The organism is Streptomyces sp. NPDC006923, from assembly GCF_040635655.1.
Classification (GTDB): domain Bacteria; phylum Actinomycetota; class Actinomycetes; order Streptomycetales; family Streptomycetaceae; genus Streptomyces.
In genome coordinates this window covers 33950-50934 of record NZ_JBEYIF010000006.1, presented here as the reverse complement: position 1 = coordinate 50934, position 16985 = coordinate 33950, and the positions used below count along the sequence as shown (strand labels likewise).

Here is a 16985-nt window from a genome sequence, read left to right as displayed (position 1 = left end):
AGGAGGCGGACATGACAAGCCGCATCAGCGGGTGATTGCCCCGCCGTTACGGCGACGGGCCGGGCGTTAACTCGCCGTCACGGCCGCCGGACGAGAGCGTCCGGCCAGCGGTCACTTGACGGAAAGGTGGTACGAGACGCGGTACCGGTCGGCGGGGACGACCACATCCGCCGTCTCGACGGCCCGCCCCGACGCGTAATACGTCCGCTCCAGGACCATCACCACATGGCCCGGTACGCCGCCGAGCGCCAGGAGCTCCTCCGCGAGACCCGGACGCGCGCCGACCTCCTCCACGACGTTGTCCACCACGATGTCGATGGCCGCCATCCGCTCGACCACTCCACAGCCTCCGAGCGGCCCTTCCTCGGGCAGCATCACCGGGGTGCGCCCGGTCACCGCGAGCGGCTCCCAGGAGGTGGAGAGCATCATGGGCTCGCCCCCGTCCCGGAACACATAGCGCGTGCGCATCACCCGGTCGCCCGGCTCGATGCCCAGCCGGGCGGCGATCTCGGGCTCGGCCCCGGCCTGCTCACTGCGGGACTCCCAGGTGCCCCGCGCGCTCTCCTCCGTCTGCTCCTGGCGGAACGGGCTGGAGCCGGACGGCGGCCGGTAGCCGGAGCGCGCGATCCGGCGCGGGACAGGACGCTCCCGCACATACGTACCGGATCCGGAGCGGCCCTCCACCAGCCCCTCGGCCATCAGGACCTTGCGCGCCTCCAGCGCGACCGTGTCGGAGACGCCGTACTCCTCGCGAATCCGGGCCTGCGAGGGCAGTCGGGTGTGCGGCGGCAGAGCGCCATTGACGATCTTCTCCCGTAGATCGCTCGCAACGCGCAGATAAGCGGGCTGCTCACCGAAAGCCACTGGCCACTCCCATCAGGTTGACAGACAGCAACAGACTGACAACCGTCGGTTGTTGACCGCAAGCATGGGCCAGAGTCTCACTCGAAGTGATGATCGGGGTATGTCCCAGGCTCTGCCGTTCGGGTGGGTACGCCTGCGCCGTCCGGAACTGCCATGCTGGCCGCCATGACGACGTACCGCTGCCCGGCCGACGGCACCCGCTCCCCCGTCGAGTCGCTCGCCTGGTGCTGCCCCGTCTGCGGCGGGCCCTGGGATCTCGACTTCGACGCCTCGCCCGTACCGCTCGAATCCCTTCCCCGGCGGGTCAACTCGCTGTGGCGCTACGAGGAGGCGCTGCCGCTCTCCGCGCCGCTCACCAGCCTCGGCGAGGGCCGTACGCCGCTCGTCCCGCTGACACCGTCCGTCTCCGCCAAGCTCGACTTCCTGATGCCGACGCTCTCCTTCAAGGACCGCGGCGCGGTGCTCCTGGCGGAACTGGCGCGGCGGCTCGGGCCCGACCGGGTGATCGCCGACAGCAGCGGCAACGCCGGCACCGCCGTCGCGGCCTACTGCGCGCGGGCCGGGCTGCCCTGCACGGTCTACGTCCCCGAGGCCACCCCGGTCAAGAAGACCGAGCAGATCCAGGCGCACGGCGCACGCCTCGAACGCGTCAAGGGCAGCCGTGAGGCCACGGCCCTGGCCGCCCGCGCGGCAGCCGGCGAACCGGGCACGTTCTACGCCAGCCACGTCCACAACCCGTATTTCCTGCACGGCACGAAGACCTATGTCTACGAGCTGTGGGAAGACCTCGGAGGCCGCCTGCCCGAGGCCGTCGTCGTCCCGGTCGGCAATGGCACCCTGCTGCTGGGCGCGGCGCTGGCGATCGGCGAGCTGCGTGCGCACGGGCTCATCGGCGAAAGCCCCGCTCTGATCGCCGTCCAGACCGAGGCGGTCTCACCGCTGGCGGCCGCCTTCCACGCGGGCGCCGACGAACTGCTCACCGGGGCCGCTCCCGCCCCGGCGCCCACTCTCGCCGAGGGCATCGCCATCCGGAACCCGCCGCGCGCCCGCCAGATTCTGCGTGCCGTCAGGGAGTCAGGCGGCACCTTCCTCACCGTGACGGAGGATCAGCTACGCGCCGCCCAGCTCGATCTGGCCGCCCGTGGCCTCTTTGTCGAGCCGACCGGTGTCGCCTGCTGGGCGGCGGTCGGCGGCTGGACGGACCGCAGCGCGGTCGTACCCCTCTGCGGTGCCGGTGCCACAACGGGACTGGCCCCGGCCGCGGGCCCTGCGGCGTCCCAGCCCGTCCGGCCTCAGCCCGTCCAGTAGGTGTCACGCCTGAGGGAGACGGCGGCCGACGGCGGCAGCAGGGTGGCGCGCCTCGGGCATCGCTCCGCCGTCCATGGCACCTGATCCGCGCCGGGAACACGTGGCCGGTCGGAATCAAAGCGCGCGAGTTCAGGAAATCCCGTGCGTGCGGACGCCGGAACCCGCTCACTGTCGCGCCGCGCATTCAGGGCCGCTGGCGCTGGGAGGACACTGCGGCTCCGGAACAAGTCGGCCGTCGGCGTGAGGACCGGACCGCGTCCGCACAAGCGGCCCCGCACGAGCCGGCACCCGAGCCGCCAGTGGCCGCCGCGGGGAGCGAGGCGGGGTACCGGGGCCCGTGGCGAATCGTCGGGGAGGAGGAGCGAACCGAGTGGACGTTCACGCCGTACGTAGGAGTCGGCCCCCTGCACTTCGGGATGACCTCGGAGGAGATCACCAATGCCCTCGGCGAACGACCGGCCGTCTCGTCCTACTCCCATCACGGCGAAGACCAACAACTCAACTACGCGGACTTCGCCGAGATCGGGATCAGAGCCCTCTTCCGTGACGGCCGCCTGGGGTGTGTCGCTGTGAACGCCCTCACCGGCCCCCAGGTGAGACTGGCCGCAGTCCCGCTGACCGGCTGCGCGCCTTCCCCTGTGGAGGAGTGGCTCGTCCACCGCACGACACTGCGGTCCGGCAGCCTGACGTACAGCCCCGCCGCCGATCCGGTCTTCGCCGATCTCGGCCTGGCGATCCGGTCCCAGCGGGCCGGCGACGTCGTCCTGTCCCGACCGCTCTTCCTAGCCCATGACTGGCTCGACCTGTGGCACTCGCTGCCCAGCGAAGAGTGGAACTTCGCCTGAACGGTCGCGAACGCTCCACTCTGGCACATGAACCGATCACGACAAGATCGACGGCACACGCGCCCCATCGCCTATGCAGCGTCGGATCACCCACGCACTGCTCGCGGGTATCCGCACCAACGGCCGCAAGCCAGGCCCTCCTCTCACCGGAAGCCGCCCATTGGCGAGATCGCCGAAGAACTCGTCCTCAGCGTCCTCACCGTGCGCACCCACAGCCAGAGCGCGGTAACCAAACTCGGCGCCCGCGACCGCGCCCAACTCCTCGGCATCGCCTGCCAGAACGGCCTGGTACGGCACGGCCTGAATGACGGTGCGCCAGACGTCTGGGGCAAGACCGGCCCAAGAGCCCCCTGGACCACTCCCGACCTCGGAAGTCAGACCGCCACGAGCCGGACCCGATCGCCGCAGAGCTTGACCATGTCGTCGATGTCGGAGGTCAACATGACCACCGGGCGGTGCTGTCGCAGCGCGGCCTCGGCAACCGCCGCATCGATCGCGTACTTGTGCCCGTGCAAACCAGCATCCATCAGCAACTTCGAAGCCGCCCTCGCCTCCTCGTCGCCCACCGGTACCACGCGCAGTCCGGAGAGCACCCAGCTCAAGCGGGAGTTATTCGTACGAGCGTGAACGACCTCGATGATGGTGAGCGCACTGATCGCGACCTCCATACCGCGCGAGCGCGCCTCGGCGACCAGGGCCACCACCTGCTCGTCCTCGGCGAGCATCTTCGAGAGCCCTTCGCTGTCGAGGACCAGCGTCCCCTCGTGACTCAGCTTGCGGCGGGCCACTCGCCCTCCTCGGCGAACACCTCGTCGAAGACCTGCCGTGCCCGCTGACGAGCCTGCTCGGAAACCGGCCCCTTGCGGCTCTCGTAGTCCGCCAAATACTCGTCGAGGACCTGCCCGCGCAGCTCACGCTCGACCGCCTCAGCGATGAACGCGGAGAACTCCCGCTTGCCCACCCGCGACCGGATCGCCTCCGCAGTCCCTTCGGGCAGCGACAAGCTCACCCGCGTCGCCGGCCCTTCCCCGATGCTGTACGTCGTCTCACCCATACCCCGAGTGTGTCAAACGAGTAGGAAAAGTGCCACGTCCACGCCACCTTCACACTCGGTCAGCGCCCCTGCTCGCACCCATCCCAGCACCGGCATCCGCAGCTCATCCCAGCACCATCCCAGCACGGGAAAAAACCAGGGGCCCGACTCAGAAGAGTCAGACCCCATTTGACCTGCATGTTTGCCAGATCAGCGACGGTGATAAGCCAGCCGCTAGACGTTGAAGCGGAACTCCACCACATCCCCGTCCTGCATCACATACTCCTTGCCCTCCATACGGGCCTTGCCCGCCGAGCGGGCTTCGGCCACCGAGCCCGTCTCGACCAGGTCGGCGAAGGAGATGACCTCGGCCTTGATGAAGCCCTTCTGGAAGTCGGTGTGGATCACACCGGCCGCCTCGGGAGCGGTGGCGCCCTTCTTGATCGTCCAGGCGCGGGACTCCTTGGGGCCGGCCGTGAGGTAGGTCTGGAGGCCCAGGGTGCGGAAGCCGACATGGGCGAGGGTGGCCAGGCCCGGTTCCTGCTGGCCCACCGACTGGAGCAGCTCCAGGGCCTCCTCGTCGTCCAGCTCGGCGAGGTCCGATTCCAGCTTCGCGTTGAGGAAGATCGCCTCGGCGGGTGCGACCAGGGCCCGCTGCTCGTTCTTGAAGGCGTCGTCCGTCAGCTCCTCCTCGTCGACGTTGAAGACGTAGAGGAAGGGCTTCGTCGTGAGCAGGTGCAGGTCGTGCAGCGGCTCCGCCTTCTCCGTGCCCTGGACGATGCCCGCGGAGAAGAGGGTCTCGCCGGTCTCCAGGATGGCCTGGGCCTCTTCGATGGCCTTGACCTTCGGCAGCACGTCCTTCTTGATGCGCGACTCCCGCTGGAGGCGCGGAAGGACCTTCTCGATCGTCTGGAGGTCGGCGAGGATCAGCTCGGTGTTGATCGTCTCGATGTCGTCCTTCGGCGAGACCTTGCCGTCGACATGGACGACGTTCTCGTCCTTGAAGGCCCGGATGACCTGGCAGATCGCGTCGGACTCACGGATGTTCGCCAGGAACTTGTTGCCCAGGCCCTCCCCCTCGGAGGCGCCGCGCACAATGCCGGCGATGTCCACGAAGTCGACCGTGGCCGGCAGGATCCGCTGGGAGCCGAAGACCTCCGCGAGCTTGTTCAGACGCGGGTCAGGCACGCCGACCACGCCGACATTGGGCTCGATGGTGGCGAACGGGTAGTTGGCCGCCAGCACGTCGTTCTTGGTCAGGGCGTTGAACAGGGTCGATTTGCCGACATTCGGCAGGCCGACGATTCCGATCGTGAGCGACACGTTGGCGACTTCCTGGAGTGAGGACTGGCAGATGGCCGGTGTGGCCCGATCCCCCAGTTTACGGGCGGCCCGCGGCGGTCAGCGACGGGTCCCGGGCGGCCCTCGGCCCGCCCTGCGGGGTGTCCTGGACGGCGCGCGGTCTGCCCTTCGGCGTCGAACTCAACGCCAAGGTCACCCAAAGGGCGTGTCCAACCCCTGAATCCTCCCCCTTCGCCACCTACGTTGTTCGGGTGGAGCAGCACAGGACACGTCAGCCCCAGCCCCGGCAGCAGCCGCGGCCCCCTCTCGCACGGCAGGGCGCCGTCGCTGAGAGCGTCGGTGTCTACCGGGTGCAGCCGACGCCCCGGCGGGTGCCGCCGGTGGTGGTCCGGCTGCGCAGACTGCCCAATCCCCGGTTCACCGGCCTCGGCGCGGGCCTGTTCGCCGTCTCGGCGATGCTGGTCGTCGCCTTCCTCGACGAGCTGCTCCTCGACGGCGCGCCCCTGGCGTACGGGCTGCTGTTCCTGCCGGTCAGCGCGCTGACCGCGCTCTGGGTACGGACCGCCGACCTGGTGACGGCCCCGATCAGCGTGCCGATCGCCTTCGCGGTCGGCACGATTCCGATCACCGGCGGCAGCGGCTTCGGCGGGCACACGATGGCGCTCGTCACGGCGCTCGCGGTGCACGCGGGCTGGCTCTACGGCGGGACGCTCGTCGCCGGGCTCATCGCCTCCGTACGGAAGGTGCGGCAGATGAGCCGGCGGCTGCGGAGCCAGAACACCGCCGCCACCTTCACCACCAGGACCGGAGTGGCCGCCGCGCGGCCCCCGGCGCCCAGGAGCGGCACCCCCAGGGCCGTGCGGCGCGGATAGACCGCCCGGGAGGGACGGTCCGTCCGCCCTCACGCGCGGTGACGGCGCGCCCGTGCTCGTCCGTACGGGCATACAAGGCCGCGTTCGTACGGGCGTACGGGTCGCGTTCATACGGGCGTCGTAAAGCCGTCGTAAGGCCGTCGTAAAGCCGTCGCACCGGCCGTCACCGCGCCGGTGTCACCTCCCGGCCGCCGCCATCGCGGCGCCCACGATCCCCGCGTTGTTCTGCAGCTCGGCCGGGACGACCTCGGCCTTGATCCCCTCGATCAGCGGCAGGAACTTGTCGGCCTTGCGGCTCACCCCGCCGCCGATGATGAACAGCTCGGGCGAGAACAGCATCTCCACATGGGCCAGATACTTCTGGACCCGGTGCGCCCAGTGGTGCCAGCTCAGATCCTCGTCCTCCTTGACCTTCGTCGAGGCGTGCTTCTCCGCGTCGTGGCCGTGCAGCTCCAGATGGCCCAGCTCGGTGTTGGGCACCAGCTTGCCGTCGGTGAACAGCGCGCTGCCGATCCCCGTGCCGAAGGTCAGCAGAAACACGGTGCCCTTACGTCCGCGTCCCGCGCCGAAGGCCATCTCGGCCACGCCCGCCGCGTCGGCGTCGTTGAGGACGGTGGCACGGAGGTTCAGCCGGTCGCCGAGCACCTGCCCGGCGTCCACACCGATCCATGCCTTGTCGACATTGGCGGCGGTACGGATGACCGAACCCGTGACCACGCCGGGAAACGTGATGCCGACCGGGCCCGACCAGCCGAAGTGCCGTACCACCTCGACCACACCGTCGGCGACGCTCTCCGGCGTCGCGGGGTGTGGGGTCAGTACTTTATGTCGCGGTTCAACCAGATCGCCGCGCTCCAGGTCCACGGGCGCACCCTTGATTCCCGAGCCGCCGATGTCCACTCCGAAGACGTTCATGGACACAACGTTACGGGCAGACCACGGCGGCGACTTCCGGGACGGCCCAATTACGGGCCCGGACGCCCGCATTGGCGGCGCCGGCGCCCGCTCCCCCGCTCACGCTCCGGCGCGCGTGTCCCGCGCCGGAGCGGTGGGCCGGACATGAGCGGACCGCCCGCCGTCACTTCCCGGCGAGGGCTGCCGCCTCCGCCCGCAGGTCGCGGCGCAGTTCCTTGGGCAGCGAGAACGTGATCGACTCCTCGGCGGCCTTGACGATCTCGACGTCCTCGAAGCCACGCCCCGAGAGCCACTCCAGCACGCCCTCGACCAGGATCTCCGGGACGGACGCGCCGGAGGTCACACCGACCGTGGACACGCCGTCGAGCCATGCCTCGTCGATCTCGTCGGCGCCGTCGACGAGATGGGCGTCGCCCGCGCCCGCGCCGAGGGCGACCTCGACCAGCCGCACCGAGTTGGAGGAGTTCTTGGAGCCGACAACGATCACCAGATCGGCGTCGGAGCCCATCTGCTTGACCGCGATCTGACGGTTCTGCGTGGCGTAGCAGATGTCGTCGCTCGGCGGCGAGATGAGCTGCGGGAACTTCTCCTTGAGCCGGTCGACCGTCTCCATCGTCTCGTCGACGGAGAGCGTGGTCTGCGAGAGCCAGACGACCTTGGAGTCGTCGCGGACCTCGACGTTCGCGACATCGTCGGGGCCGTCGACCACCGTGATGTGGTCGGGCGCCTCGCCCGAGGTGCCGATGACCTCTTCGTGGCCCTCGTGGCCGATCAGCAGGATGTCGTAGTCCTCGTTGGCGAAGCGCACGGCTTCCTTGTGGACCTTGGTCACCAGCGGGCAGGTGGCGTCGATGGTGGCGAGCCTGCGGCCGGCCGCCTCGTCGTGGACGACGGGTGCGACCCCGTGCGCGGAGAACATCACGATCGATCCCTCGGGGACCTCCGCCGTCTCCTCGACGAAGATCGCGCCCTTCCGCTCCAGGGTCTGCACGACGTACTTGTTGTGGACGATCTCGTGGCGGACATAGATCGGTGCGCCGTACTGCTCCAGGGCTTTCTCGACGGCGATCACGGCACGGTCCACACCCGCGCAGTAACCACGGGGAGCGGCGAGCAGGACGCGTTTGCCGGCGCGGCGCACGGCGTCTCCACTGGGGGCTGCGGCGGGCGACGGGCTGGACGTAGCAGTCATGCGCCCCATCGTAAGGCCGCCCGGAGCAGGGGGAGGTCCGTCCGGCACCGGCCCCGGACGGCCGGTGGGCCACGGCCCGTCGGCGGGACATTCTCCGAGTGATGTCACAGGCGGCGGATACGCTCCCGGTATGGCTCTCAACACTTCGGCGGACACCCCGCTGCCCGTCGGCGAGGTGTCACGGCTCATCGGCGGATGGATCGACCGGCTCGGTGCCGTCTGGGTGGAGGGTCAGATCACCCAGCTCTCGCGGCGGCCGGGCGCGGGGGTCGTCTTTCTGACGCTCAGGGATCCCTCGTACGACATCTCGGTGGGCGTCACCTGCTTCCGGCAGGTCTTCGACGCGATCGCGGATGTGGTCTCCGAGGGCGCCCGGGTGGTGGTGCGGGCCAAACCGGAGTGGTACGCGCCGCGTGGTCAGCTTTCGCTGCGGGCCACGGAGATACGGCCGGTCGGGGTCGGTGAACTGCTCGTGCGGCTGGAGCGGTTGCGGAAGTCGCTGGGCGCGGAGGGTCTGTTCGCCGCCGACCGCAAGAAGCCGCTGCCCTTTCTGCCGCAGCTCATCGGGCTGGTGTGCGGGCGGGCGTCGGCGGCCGAGCGCGATGTGCTGGAGAACGCGCGGCGGCGGTGGCCCGCGGTGCGCTTCGAGGTGCGCAACACGGCGGTGCAGGGGGTCAACGCGGTGGCCCAGGTCGTCCAGGCGGTGAAGGAGCTGGACGGGCTGCCGGAGGTGGACGTGATCATCGTGGCGCGCGGCGGCGGCAGTGTGGAGGATCTCCTGCCGTTCTCCGACGAGCAGCTTGTCAGGGCGGTGGCCGCCTGCCGCACCCCGGTCGTCTCCGCGATCGGGCACGAGCCGGACTCCCCGCTGCTGGATCTTGTGGCGGATGTGCGGGCCTCGACACCGACGGACGCGGCGAAGAAGACCGTGCCGGACGTCGGCGAGGAGCTGGACCGCGTTCAGGCGCTCCGGGACCGGGCGCTGCGGACGGTACGGGGGCTGCTCGACCGGGAGGAGCGCGGCCTCGCCCACGCGCTGGCCCGGCCGGTGATGGAGCGGCCGCACCGGATGGTGGAGGAGCGGGAGGCCGAGGTGGACGCGCTGGCCGACCGGGGCCGGCGGGTGCTTCGGCATCTGCTGGACCGCGCGGACTCGGAGCTGTCGCACACCTGGGCGCGGGTCGTGTCGCTGTCTCCCGCGGCGACGCTGGAGCGCGGTTACGCGGTGCTCCAGCGCGCGGACGGCACGGTCGTACGGTCGCCCGGGGACATCACGGCGGCCGAGGAGCTGCGGGCCCGGGTCGCGCGGGGCGAGTTCACGGTGCGGGTCGCGGAGTGACCCCGCACCGCCGCGCAGTCGTTGACGGATCGCGCGCACAGGCGCGTACCTAAGGTGGATCACATGGCCAGGACGGACAACGGGACATCGGCGGCCACGGCCCCGGACACCCTCGGCTACGAGCAGGCGCGGGACGAGCTGATCGAGGTGGTACGCCGGCTGGAGGCGGGCGGCGCCTCGCTGGAGGACTCCCTGGCGCTGTGGGAGCGGGGCGAGGAGCTGGCGAAGGTCTGCCGCCGCTGGCTGGAGGGCGCCCGGGCGCGGCTGGACGCGTCGCTGTCGGAGCAGAGCGCGGCGGGCGGCGGTGCCGCCGGTGACACGCGCGGTACGCCGGGACCCGGCGGGGAGGCACCGGCTGCCGGAAACGAAGGACAGTGATCTCTACCCGGCGGGCCGCGCGGGAACCCTGTGAATCGGATCACCCGGACCACGGTTTTTGTTGAATCTTAATTTATCTTGGCGTTACCGTACGAGGTGATCGTTCCAACTGTCGCATTGTCCGGAAGGTACCGCCAGATGTCCCTCGTTCTTGACCCCGCCGCTCAGGACCTCCTCTTCCGCGAAGCCCGTACCGCCAACACGTTCACCGACGAACCGGTGACCGAGGAGCAGGTCCAGGCGATCTACGACCTGGTCAAGTACGGCCCCACCTCCATGAACATGTCGCCGCTGCGGATCGTCCTGGTCCGCTCCGCGGAGGCCCGTGAGCGCCTGGTCCAGCACATGGCCGAGGGCAACCAGCCCAAGACCGCCGCCGCGCCCCTGGTCGCGATCCTGGCCGCGGACAACGACTTCCACGAGGAGCTGCCGCAGCTCTTCCCGCACTTCCCGCAGGCCAAGGACCTCTTCTTCGGTGACCGCGCGGTGCGCGAGGGAAGCGCCGCGCTGAACGGCGCCCTCCAGGCCGCCTACTTCATCGTGGGCGTACGCGCCGCCGGTCTCGCCGCGGGCCCGATGACCGGCTTCGACGCCGCCGGCATCCAGAAGGAGTTCCTGGACGCCGACCACACCCCGCTGATGGTCGTCAACATCGGCAAGCCCGGCGAGGACGCCTGGTTCCCCCGCTCCCCCCGCCTCTCCTACGACGAGGTCATCACCACCGTCTGAGCATCCGGGCCCGAGCGCGAGAAGGCCGCCGTCCCCTGCCGGGGCGGCGGCCCTCTCGTCAGCGGTTCTCAGGCCCGAGCCCCCCGGCGTCTCCCGACGCGGGTGCTCAGCGCGTGTTCCCGGCGGGGTCCGAGCCCAGCGCGGCCGCCATCTCGGCCAGCCGACCGTAGGAAGCGGTCCCGGTCACGACCGTGGTCGCGCCTCCGTCGGTGCGGACCAGGGCGTCGTACTTCGGCCCCTCCCAGCGCTGCCAGGTCTCGCCCGCCACCCGCTGGGTCCTGCCGGTGTCCTCGGCCCGCTGGCTGACCTCCGGCACATATTTCTCCGCCGCCGCCGTCGACTGCTCGACCGCGACGTATTCGCCGTCCGGGTCCAGATAGCCCAGGTGCCACGCGTTGTCGCTCTGCCGCTCGTAGGAGACCGACGTCGGCTTCCACTTCTGCGACAGACCCGCCGGGGCCAGCACCGCGTACGGCGCGGCCCGCCGCGCCGTCACCAGTTCGACCCGGTAGTCGACCGCCTGGACCGGATCGGCCTTCTCGTCATGCGGAATGAACACATAGATCCCGGCGACGACGACCCCGATGACCGCCATCGACAGGACCAGGTCCCGCACCGTCTGTCTGCCTCGCTGAGCTGCCACCCCACCATCGTCGCATCAAGGCCCCGCGCTCATACGTGGGCCCCTCTGCTCAAACTGTCGAGGTGCGGATACAGTCGTATCACCCTCTTATCCGGCCGTCGTCGTCCAGAGTCGTCCAGAAAGGTGCGCTCCGATGACCGAACATCAACTGCCGCCCCCACTGGAGGTGCCTCCCGAGGCACCCGACCGCAACCTCGCCCTGGAGCTGGTCCGGGTCACCGAGGCCGCCGCCATGGCGGCCGGCCGCTGGGTCGGGCGCGGCGACAAGAACGGCGCGGACGGCGCCGCGGTGAACGCCATGCGGACGCTTGTCTCCACCGTGTCGATGAACGGCGTGGTCGTCATCGGCGAGGGCGAGAAGGACGAAGCCCCGATGCTGTTCAACGGCGAACGGATCGGTGACGGCACCGGCGCCGAGGTCGACATCGCCGTGGACCCCATCGACGGCACCACGCTCAACGCCAAGGGCATGCCCAACGCCATCGCCGTGCTGGCCGCCGCCGACCGGGGCACCATGTTCGACCCGTCCGCGGTCTTCTACATGGACAAGCTGGTCACCGGAGCCGAGGCCGCCGACTTCGTCGACATCAACGCGCCCGTCTCGGTCAATATCCGCCGGGTCGCCAAGGCCAAGCAGATGCTTCCGGACGACGTCACGGTGGTCATCCTGGACCGGCCCCGCCACGACGGCGTGGTCAAGGAGATCCGGGAGACCGGCGCCCGGATCAGGTTCATCTCCGACGGCGACGTGGCCGGTTCGATCATGGCGGCGCGCGAGGGCACCGGCGTCGATCTGCTGATGGGCATCGGCGGCACGCCCGAGGGCATCATCTCGGCGTGCGCGATCAAGTGCCTCGGCGGTGTCATCCAGGGCAAGCTCTGGCCCAAGGACGACGCGGAGCGGCGCCGCGCGATCGACGCCGGGCACGACCTGGACCGCGTCCTGTCCACGGATGACCTGGTCAGCGGCGACAACGTGTTCTTCGTCGCCACCGGCATCACGGACGGCGAGCTGCTGCGCGGGGTGCGCTACCGCTCGGAGACCGCGACGACGTCGTCCCTGGTGATGCGGTCCAAGTCGGGCACCATCCGGCAGATCGACTCGACCCACCGGCTGTCCAAGCTCCGGGCGTACAGCACGATCGACTTCGACCGCGCGAAGTAAGGGCTGCGCCACTCAGCGGCAGCCCGGCACGGCCACGGCGCCGCCGCCACCCCGGTGGGGCGGAGGGCCCTTACGGAAGGGGCGTCCCCGCGGTGCGGCGGGGACGCCCCTTCCGTATGTCCGGACGCCCGAGGCTGCCCGGATGCCCGAAAGCCCCGATGCCCGAGGCGGGTCAGCCCGCGGCGGCGACCCGGTCGCCCGCCGCGGCGGCCTTCCTCAGCTCCACCTCGCGCCTGCGGCGGCGGGCCAGGACGACGCGGCGCTCGGCCGCGGTCAGCCCGCCCCAGACGCCGTACGGCTCGGGCTGGAGCAGCGCGTGTTCCCGGCAGTCCACCATCACCGGACAGCGGGCGCAGACCCGCTTCGCGGCCTCCTCGCGGGCCAGCCTCGCGGCCGTCGGCTCTTTCGACGGGGCGAAGAACAATCCGGCCTCGTCACGGCGGCACACCGCCTCCGAATGCCAGGGGCCGGCCTGATCCTCCCGAGCGGGACTCCGCTGCGGGGGCACGGCGGCGACCTGCAGGGGCTGATGCGGCAGTTGCAGCACGGTCTACTCCTGACGACGGCTTCGCGAGCGAGAGACGATGCAGCACTCCCTACCCGCTGTGCGCGCGCCTATGCACTGCGTGGCACTCAGTTCCGGAGTTCGGAACGCAGTGCGGAATTACCGACACGCAATCACCGACGGCCGGTTTTGGCCGAAAACAGCCATCCCGCAGCCATGGGGGACAAGGCGGCCCGGACCTTAACCGAGGTGCTTGCGCAAACGGTCACGGAGATCCGCGATGAGTTTCCCGCGCTTCGGCTTGGCCTCGACATTGCCGAACACCGAGAAACCATTCACAACGACGACCGGCGCCTCACCGTCCGGCGCTTCCAGCGTGACGACTTCGAAGTTCCCGAAGACGCCGGTGCCGTTGCCGCGCAGCGAGATGTTCTCGGGCACCCGGATCTCGACACTTCCGAAAATGGACGTCGCGTTGATCACGGATGTCCGCTGCCCGAAGAGAGCCTCCGTGAGATCGATCTCAACATTTCCGAAGAGCGCGAAGGCATTGGTCCTGCCACCCACGCGCCAACGCCCCTTGCAGGTCGAGCTGCTGAAGACCGCGACAAGGTTGTCGACCGGGGCCGCGGAGCCCTCGGGGCCGTATCCGTATCCCGACGCCGACGCCGACGCCGCCGCCGACACCCCGGGGGCGCCGAAGGGCCGCGCCCCGGCGCCGGCCGCCGGCAAGTCCCTCACCAGCGGTTCCAGTTCGCCGACGGTCTTGGCCCGATAAACGGAGTCGATCCGCTCGGCATGCTCCTCGGCGTCCAGGCGGCCCTCCGCCAGCGCCTCCCGGAGGATGTCCGCGATCCTGTCCCGGTCGGCGTCGGAGGCCCGGAGGCCCGCGGGCTCCGCCGATGCGAGCGGCTTCTGAGGGTGCTTTTCGAGGTCCACCGCCCCAGAGTAGCGAAACGCGATAGATCGCGACTAGGGGTCTTTCGCGCCCACGCGCCCCGCTGCCGCCGGGCCGTCCTCCACAGCGGCACCGCCGGAGCGCGGCCGGACTCCGGGCGCCCGGGGCCGCGCGCCGGGCAGGGCCTACGCTGGGTGCCGCGCCGCCAATGGGGGCCGCGCCGCCGTCTGTCGAGTGAGGAATGGCCGTAATGCCAGAGTTCGCGTACTCCGATCTGCTCCCCCTGGGAGAGGACACCACGCCCTATCGCCTGGTGACCGCCGAAGGTGTCTCCACCTTCGAGGCCGACGGCCGTACGTTCCTCAAGGTCGAGCCGGAGGCGCTGCGCACCCTCGCCGCCGAGGCGATGCACGACATCTCGCACTATCTGCGTCCTGCCCATCTCGCCCAGCTCAGGCGGATCGTCGACGACCCGGAGGCGTCCTCAAACGACAAGTTCGTGGCGCTCGACCTGCTGAAGAACGCCAATATCGCGGCGGCCGGGGTGCTCCCCATGTGCCAGGACACCGGCACCGCGATCGTGATGGGCAAGCGCGGCCAGAACGTGCTGACGGCGGGCGGCGACGAGGAAGCCCTCTCCCACGGCATCTACGACGCGTACACCAAGCTCAACCTGCGCTACTCGCAGATGGCGCCGCTCACCATGTGGGAGGAGAAGAACACCGGCTCGAACCTGCCCGCGCAGATCGAGCTGTACGCGACCGACGGCGGCGCGTACAAGTTCCTCTTCATGGCGAAGGGCGGCGGCTCGGCCAACAAGTCCTTCCTCTACCAGGAGACCAAGGCGGTCCTCAACGAGACCTCCATGATGACGTTCCTGGAGGAGAAGATCCGTTCGCTCGGTACGGCGGCCTGCCCGCCGTACCACCTGGCGATCGTCGTGGGCGGTACGTCCGCCGAGTTCGCGCTGAAGACCGCGAAGTACGCCTCCGCGCACTACCTGGACGAGCTGCCGGCCGAGGGCTCCCCCACCGGCCACGGCTTCCGTGACAAGGAGCTGGAGGAGAAGGTCTTCGAGCTGACGCAGAAGATCGGTATCGGCGCGCAGTTCGGCGGCAAGTACTTCTGCCACGACGTGCGCGTGGTGCGGCTGCCGCGCCACGGAGCCTCGCTGCCGGTCGCCATCGCCGTCTCCTGCTCCGCCGACCGCCAGGCCGTCGCGAAGATCACCGCCGAGGGCGTCTTCCTGGAGCAGTTGGAGACCGACCCGGCGCGCTTCCTGCCGGACACCACCGACGAGCACCTGGACGAGGGCACCGTGGTGCGTGTCGACCTCAGCCGGCCGATGGACGAGGTCCTCGCCGAGCTGACGAAGTACCCGGTCAAGACCCGGCTCTCGCTGACAGGACCGCTGGTGGTGGCCCGGGACATCGCCCACGCCAAGATCAAGGAACGCCTGGACGCGGGCGAGGAGATGCCCCAGTACCTGAAGGACCACCCGGTCTACTACGCGGGCCCGGCGAAGACCCCCGAGGGCTACGCCTCCGGTTCGTTCGGACCGACGACGGCGGGCCGGATGGACTCGTACGTGGAGCAGTTCCAGGCGGCCGGCGGTTCCAAGGTGATGCTCGCCAAGGGCAACCGCTCGAAGCAGGTCACCGACGCCTGCGGCACACACGGCGGTTTCTATCTCGGCTCGATCGGCGGCCCGGCCGCCCGGCTCGCCCAGGACTGCATCAAGAAGGTCGAGGTCGTCGAGTACGAGGAGCTGGGCATGGAGGCGGTCTGGAAGATCGAGGTGGAGGACTTCCCCGCGTTCATCGTCGTGGACGACAAGGGCAACGACTTCTTCACCGAGCCGGCGCCGGCGCCGACATTCACCAGCATCCCGGTGCGCGGCCCCGGTCTGGCCTGACCGCCCCGTCGCGGCAGGGCCGGTGGCCGTCCGGCGGAGACCGGCGCGGCCACGGCCCCGTTCAGGGGTCGAGCAGCCCCGAGGTGGCGAGCAGATAGCCGAGCTGCGCGCGGCTGTTGCTGCCCAGTTGTGCCGAGACCCGGCGCATGTGTTCGGCGACGCTGCGCCGGCTCATGCCGACCCGGCGGGCGATCGACGCGTCCGTCTCGCCGTTGACCACCGCCAGCAGGATGGTCCGCTGAAGGTCGGACGTGATGACGGGGCTGCGTGTCGGCGCCGCGTCCGGGCTGACCGGGACCGACCTGGCCCAGGCGTTGTCGAAGTAGTTGACCAGAAAGCGGACCAGGGCCGGATGCTGGACCCGCAGGGCGGTGTTCGGCTCCTCCGAGAACGGGATGAACGCGACGTCCCGGTCGCAGATGATCAACCGGTCGACGACCTCCGCAAGCGTCCTGATCTCCGCGCCGGCCGCCACGACCTGCTCGATGTAGGAGAGCGTCGCCGGGTGCGTGCGGACCGTGTGCTGATAGATCGTCCGCTGCCGTACGCCGCGCCGCAGCGTCCGCAGATCGCGGGGCAGGGCCTCGCCGAGGACAGGGGACGGACGCCCGCCGCCCGGCTGAGCGGTGCGCAGCTCCTCCCGGCAGCTCCCCACCGCCGCGTCCAGCGCCTTGCTGATGGCCGCGTGGCCGGTGAGCCGGGTGAGCGCGGGCTGTTCCCGCCGGTGCACATCGGCGTACAGGGCCTCGAAGACCGAGAGCGCGGCGCGCGCGGAGCGGAGGTTCCCGCGCTGCCGCGCGAGCGCCTCCTCAATGGGACCGAGCGCGGCGAACGATGCCGTCTCGGGCGAAATGGGGATCATAAATCCCGGCGAGTCCCGGTCCTCCACCACAAGATGCAGGGAACGCAGACAACCGGGCACCTCGTCTCCCGGAAGGGCTCCTTCCACGAGCGCGCGCCGGTATGCCGCCAGGGCCGCTTCACACGGCCGGTCCGGCGACGATTCGCGGCAATCACATGCCCGTGTGCTGGAATGATCGTCCTTCACAAGTATGCAGATTACATTTGTACTGACGGGGCGA

Annotated in this window: 18 protein-coding genes and 1 pseudogene; 9 read left to right on the top strand and 10 right to left on the bottom strand. The window is 70.1% G+C overall.

The window, feature by feature from the left end; translation table 11 throughout:
* Window positions 1-111: 111 nt before the first annotated feature.
* Window positions 112-864: a GntR family transcriptional regulator gene (locus ABZ707_RS13580; protein ID WP_360172733.1), complete on the bottom strand. Its 753-nt coding sequence runs from the start codon at window positions 862-864 to the stop codon at window positions 112-114.
* Between the two features lie 165 nt (window positions 865-1029).
* Here ABZ707_RS13580 and ABZ707_RS13575 point away from each other — a divergent pair, with 165 nt between their 5' ends.
* From ABZ707_RS13575 to ABZ707_RS13565, 3 genes and pseudogenes are all read left to right on the top strand, one after another.
* Window positions 1030-2172: a threonine synthase gene (locus ABZ707_RS13575; protein WP_360172730.1), complete on the top strand. Its 1143-nt coding sequence runs from the start codon at window positions 1030-1032 to the stop codon at window positions 2170-2172.
* A 416-nt stretch (window positions 2173-2588) separates the two neighbouring features.
* Entirely contained in the window at window positions 2589-3017 is a 429-nt protein-coding gene (locus tag ABZ707_RS13570; RefSeq protein ID WP_360172727.1) for a hypothetical protein, read from the top strand.
* A gap of 165 nt (window positions 3018-3182) precedes the next feature.
* A pseudogene (locus tag ABZ707_RS13565) lies at window positions 3183-3311 on the top strand (LuxR C-terminal-related transcriptional regulator); the annotation flags it as partial.
* Between the two features lie 80 nt (window positions 3312-3391).
* Here ABZ707_RS13565 and ABZ707_RS13560 read toward each other — a convergent pair.
* From ABZ707_RS13560 to ychF, 3 genes are all read right to left on the bottom strand, one after another.
* Entirely contained in the window at window positions 3392-3805 is a 414-nt protein-coding gene (locus tag ABZ707_RS13560) for a DNA-binding protein (RefSeq protein ID WP_360172724.1), read from the bottom strand.
* Window positions 3787-4071 (bottom strand): hypothetical protein, encoded by a 285-nt coding sequence (locus ABZ707_RS13555; protein ID WP_360172721.1) that lies wholly within the window; start codon window positions 4069-4071, stop codon window positions 3787-3789. Before ABZ707_RS13555 ends, ABZ707_RS13560 begins: the two co-directional genes overlap by 19 nt.
* Before the next feature lie 213 nt (window positions 4072-4284).
* Entirely contained in the window at window positions 4285-5373 is a 1089-nt protein-coding gene (gene ychF, locus ABZ707_RS13550; RefSeq protein ID WP_360172718.1) for a redox-regulated ATPase YchF, read from the bottom strand.
* A gap of 230 nt (window positions 5374-5603) precedes the next feature.
* On the opposite strand from ychF, the gene ABZ707_RS13545 reads away from it, so the two are divergent.
* Window positions 5604-6224: a DUF6542 domain-containing protein gene (locus tag ABZ707_RS13545; RefSeq protein WP_360172715.1), complete on the top strand. Its 621-nt coding sequence runs from the start codon at window positions 5604-5606 to the stop codon at window positions 6222-6224.
* Window positions 6225-6401: 177 nt separating this feature from the next.
* On the opposite strand, the gene ppgK is transcribed toward ABZ707_RS13545, so the two are convergent.
* Both ppgK and ABZ707_RS13535 read right to left on the bottom strand, forming a co-directional pair.
* Window positions 6402-7139 carry a polyphosphate--glucose phosphotransferase gene (gene ppgK / locus ABZ707_RS13540; RefSeq protein ID WP_360172712.1) on the bottom strand — a complete coding sequence of 246 codons (738 nt, stop codon included), beginning with the start codon at window positions 7137-7139 and terminating at the stop codon, window positions 6402-6404.
* A gap of 163 nt (window positions 7140-7302) precedes the next feature.
* On the bottom strand, window positions 7303-8331 hold the full coding sequence (locus ABZ707_RS13535; protein WP_360172709.1) for a 4-hydroxy-3-methylbut-2-enyl diphosphate reductase: 1029 nt from the start codon (window positions 8329-8331) through the stop codon (window positions 7303-7305).
* A 130-nt stretch (window positions 8332-8461) separates the two neighbouring features.
* Here ABZ707_RS13535 and xseA point away from each other — a divergent pair, with 130 nt between their 5' ends.
* The 3 genes from xseA (at window position 8462) to ABZ707_RS13520 (ending at window position 10777) form a co-directional block, all read left to right on the top strand.
* A complete protein-coding gene (xseA, locus tag ABZ707_RS13530; RefSeq protein ID WP_360172706.1) occupies window positions 8462-9670 on the top strand; it encodes an exodeoxyribonuclease VII large subunit in 1209 nt (402 codons plus the stop codon).
* 63 nt (window positions 9671-9733) lie between these two features.
* Window positions 9734-10048, top strand: a complete 315-nt coding sequence (locus ABZ707_RS13525; protein WP_360172703.1) for an exodeoxyribonuclease VII small subunit — start codon at window positions 9734-9736, stop codon at window positions 10046-10048.
* A 138-nt stretch (window positions 10049-10186) separates the two neighbouring features.
* Window positions 10187-10777, top strand: coding sequence for a malonic semialdehyde reductase (locus ABZ707_RS13520; protein WP_360172700.1), 591 nt, complete (start codon window positions 10187-10189; stop codon window positions 10775-10777).
* 106 nt (window positions 10778-10883) lie between these two features.
* Here the strand turns inward: ABZ707_RS13520 and ABZ707_RS13515 are convergent, their stop codons facing one another.
* Window positions 10884-11420 carry a DUF4245 domain-containing protein gene (locus ABZ707_RS13515; RefSeq protein WP_360172697.1) on the bottom strand — a complete coding sequence of 179 codons (537 nt, stop codon included), beginning with the start codon at window positions 11418-11420 and terminating at the stop codon, window positions 10884-10886.
* Window positions 11421-11553: 133 nt separating this feature from the next.
* Here ABZ707_RS13515 and glpX point away from each other — a divergent pair, with 133 nt between their 5' ends.
* Window positions 11554-12585 (top strand): class II fructose-bisphosphatase, encoded by a 1032-nt coding sequence (gene glpX, locus ABZ707_RS13510; protein ID WP_360172694.1) that lies wholly within the window; start codon window positions 11554-11556, stop codon window positions 12583-12585.
* A 172-nt stretch (window positions 12586-12757) separates the two neighbouring features.
* Here glpX and ABZ707_RS13505 read toward each other — a convergent pair whose 3' ends face one another.
* Window positions 12758-13132, bottom strand: coding sequence for a WhiB family transcriptional regulator (locus tag ABZ707_RS13505; RefSeq protein ID WP_360172691.1), 375 nt, complete (start codon window positions 13130-13132; stop codon window positions 12758-12760).
* A gap of 198 nt (window positions 13133-13330) precedes the next feature.
* Window positions 13331-14029: a DUF1707 domain-containing protein gene (locus ABZ707_RS13500; RefSeq protein ID WP_360172688.1), complete on the bottom strand. Its 699-nt coding sequence runs from the start codon at window positions 14027-14029 to the stop codon at window positions 13331-13333.
* 209 nt (window positions 14030-14238) lie between these two features.
* On the opposite strand from ABZ707_RS13500, the gene ABZ707_RS13495 reads away from it, so the two are divergent.
* Entirely contained in the window at window positions 14239-15903 is a 1665-nt protein-coding gene (locus tag ABZ707_RS13495; RefSeq protein ID WP_360172684.1) for a fumarate hydratase, read from the top strand.
* 61 nt (window positions 15904-15964) lie between these two features.
* Here ABZ707_RS13495 and ABZ707_RS13490 read toward each other — a convergent pair whose 3' ends face one another.
* Complete coding sequence (locus ABZ707_RS13490; RefSeq protein ID WP_360172681.1) at window positions 15965-16951, bottom strand: LuxR C-terminal-related transcriptional regulator; 987 nt, start codon at window positions 16949-16951, stop codon at window positions 15965-15967.
* Window positions 16952-16985 lie beyond the last annotated feature (34 nt).

Coding starts and splice junctions, on each gene's coding strand:
- ABZ707_RS13570 (WP_360172727.1), top strand. CDS start 2,589: ATGACCTCGGAGGAGATCACCAATGCCCTCGGCGAACGACCGGCCGTC.
- ABZ707_RS13555 (WP_360172721.1), bottom strand. CDS start 4,071: ATGGGTGAGACGACGTACAGCATCGGGGAAGGGCCGGCGACGCGGGTG.
- glpX (WP_360172694.1), top strand. CDS start 11,554: ATGACCGAACATCAACTGCCGCCCCCACTGGAGGTGCCTCCCGAGGCA.
- ABZ707_RS13535 (WP_360172709.1), bottom strand. CDS start 8,331: ATGACTGCTACGTCCAGCCCGTCGCCCGCCGCAGCCCCCAGTGGAGAC.
- ABZ707_RS13495 (WP_360172684.1), top strand. CDS start 14,239: ATGCCAGAGTTCGCGTACTCCGATCTGCTCCCCCTGGGAGAGGACACC.
- ABZ707_RS13525 (WP_360172703.1), top strand. CDS start 9,734: ATGGCCAGGACGGACAACGGGACATCGGCGGCCACGGCCCCGGACACC.
- ppgK (WP_360172712.1), bottom strand. CDS start 7,139: ATGAACGTCTTCGGAGTGGACATCGGCGGCTCGGGAATCAAGGGTGCG.
- ABZ707_RS13520 (WP_360172700.1), top strand. CDS start 10,187: ATGTCCCTCGTTCTTGACCCCGCCGCTCAGGACCTCCTCTTCCGCGAA.
- xseA (WP_360172706.1), top strand. CDS start 8,462: ATGGCTCTCAACACTTCGGCGGACACCCCGCTGCCCGTCGGCGAGGTG.
- ABZ707_RS13575 (WP_360172730.1), top strand. CDS start 1,030: ATGACGACGTACCGCTGCCCGGCCGACGGCACCCGCTCCCCCGTCGAG.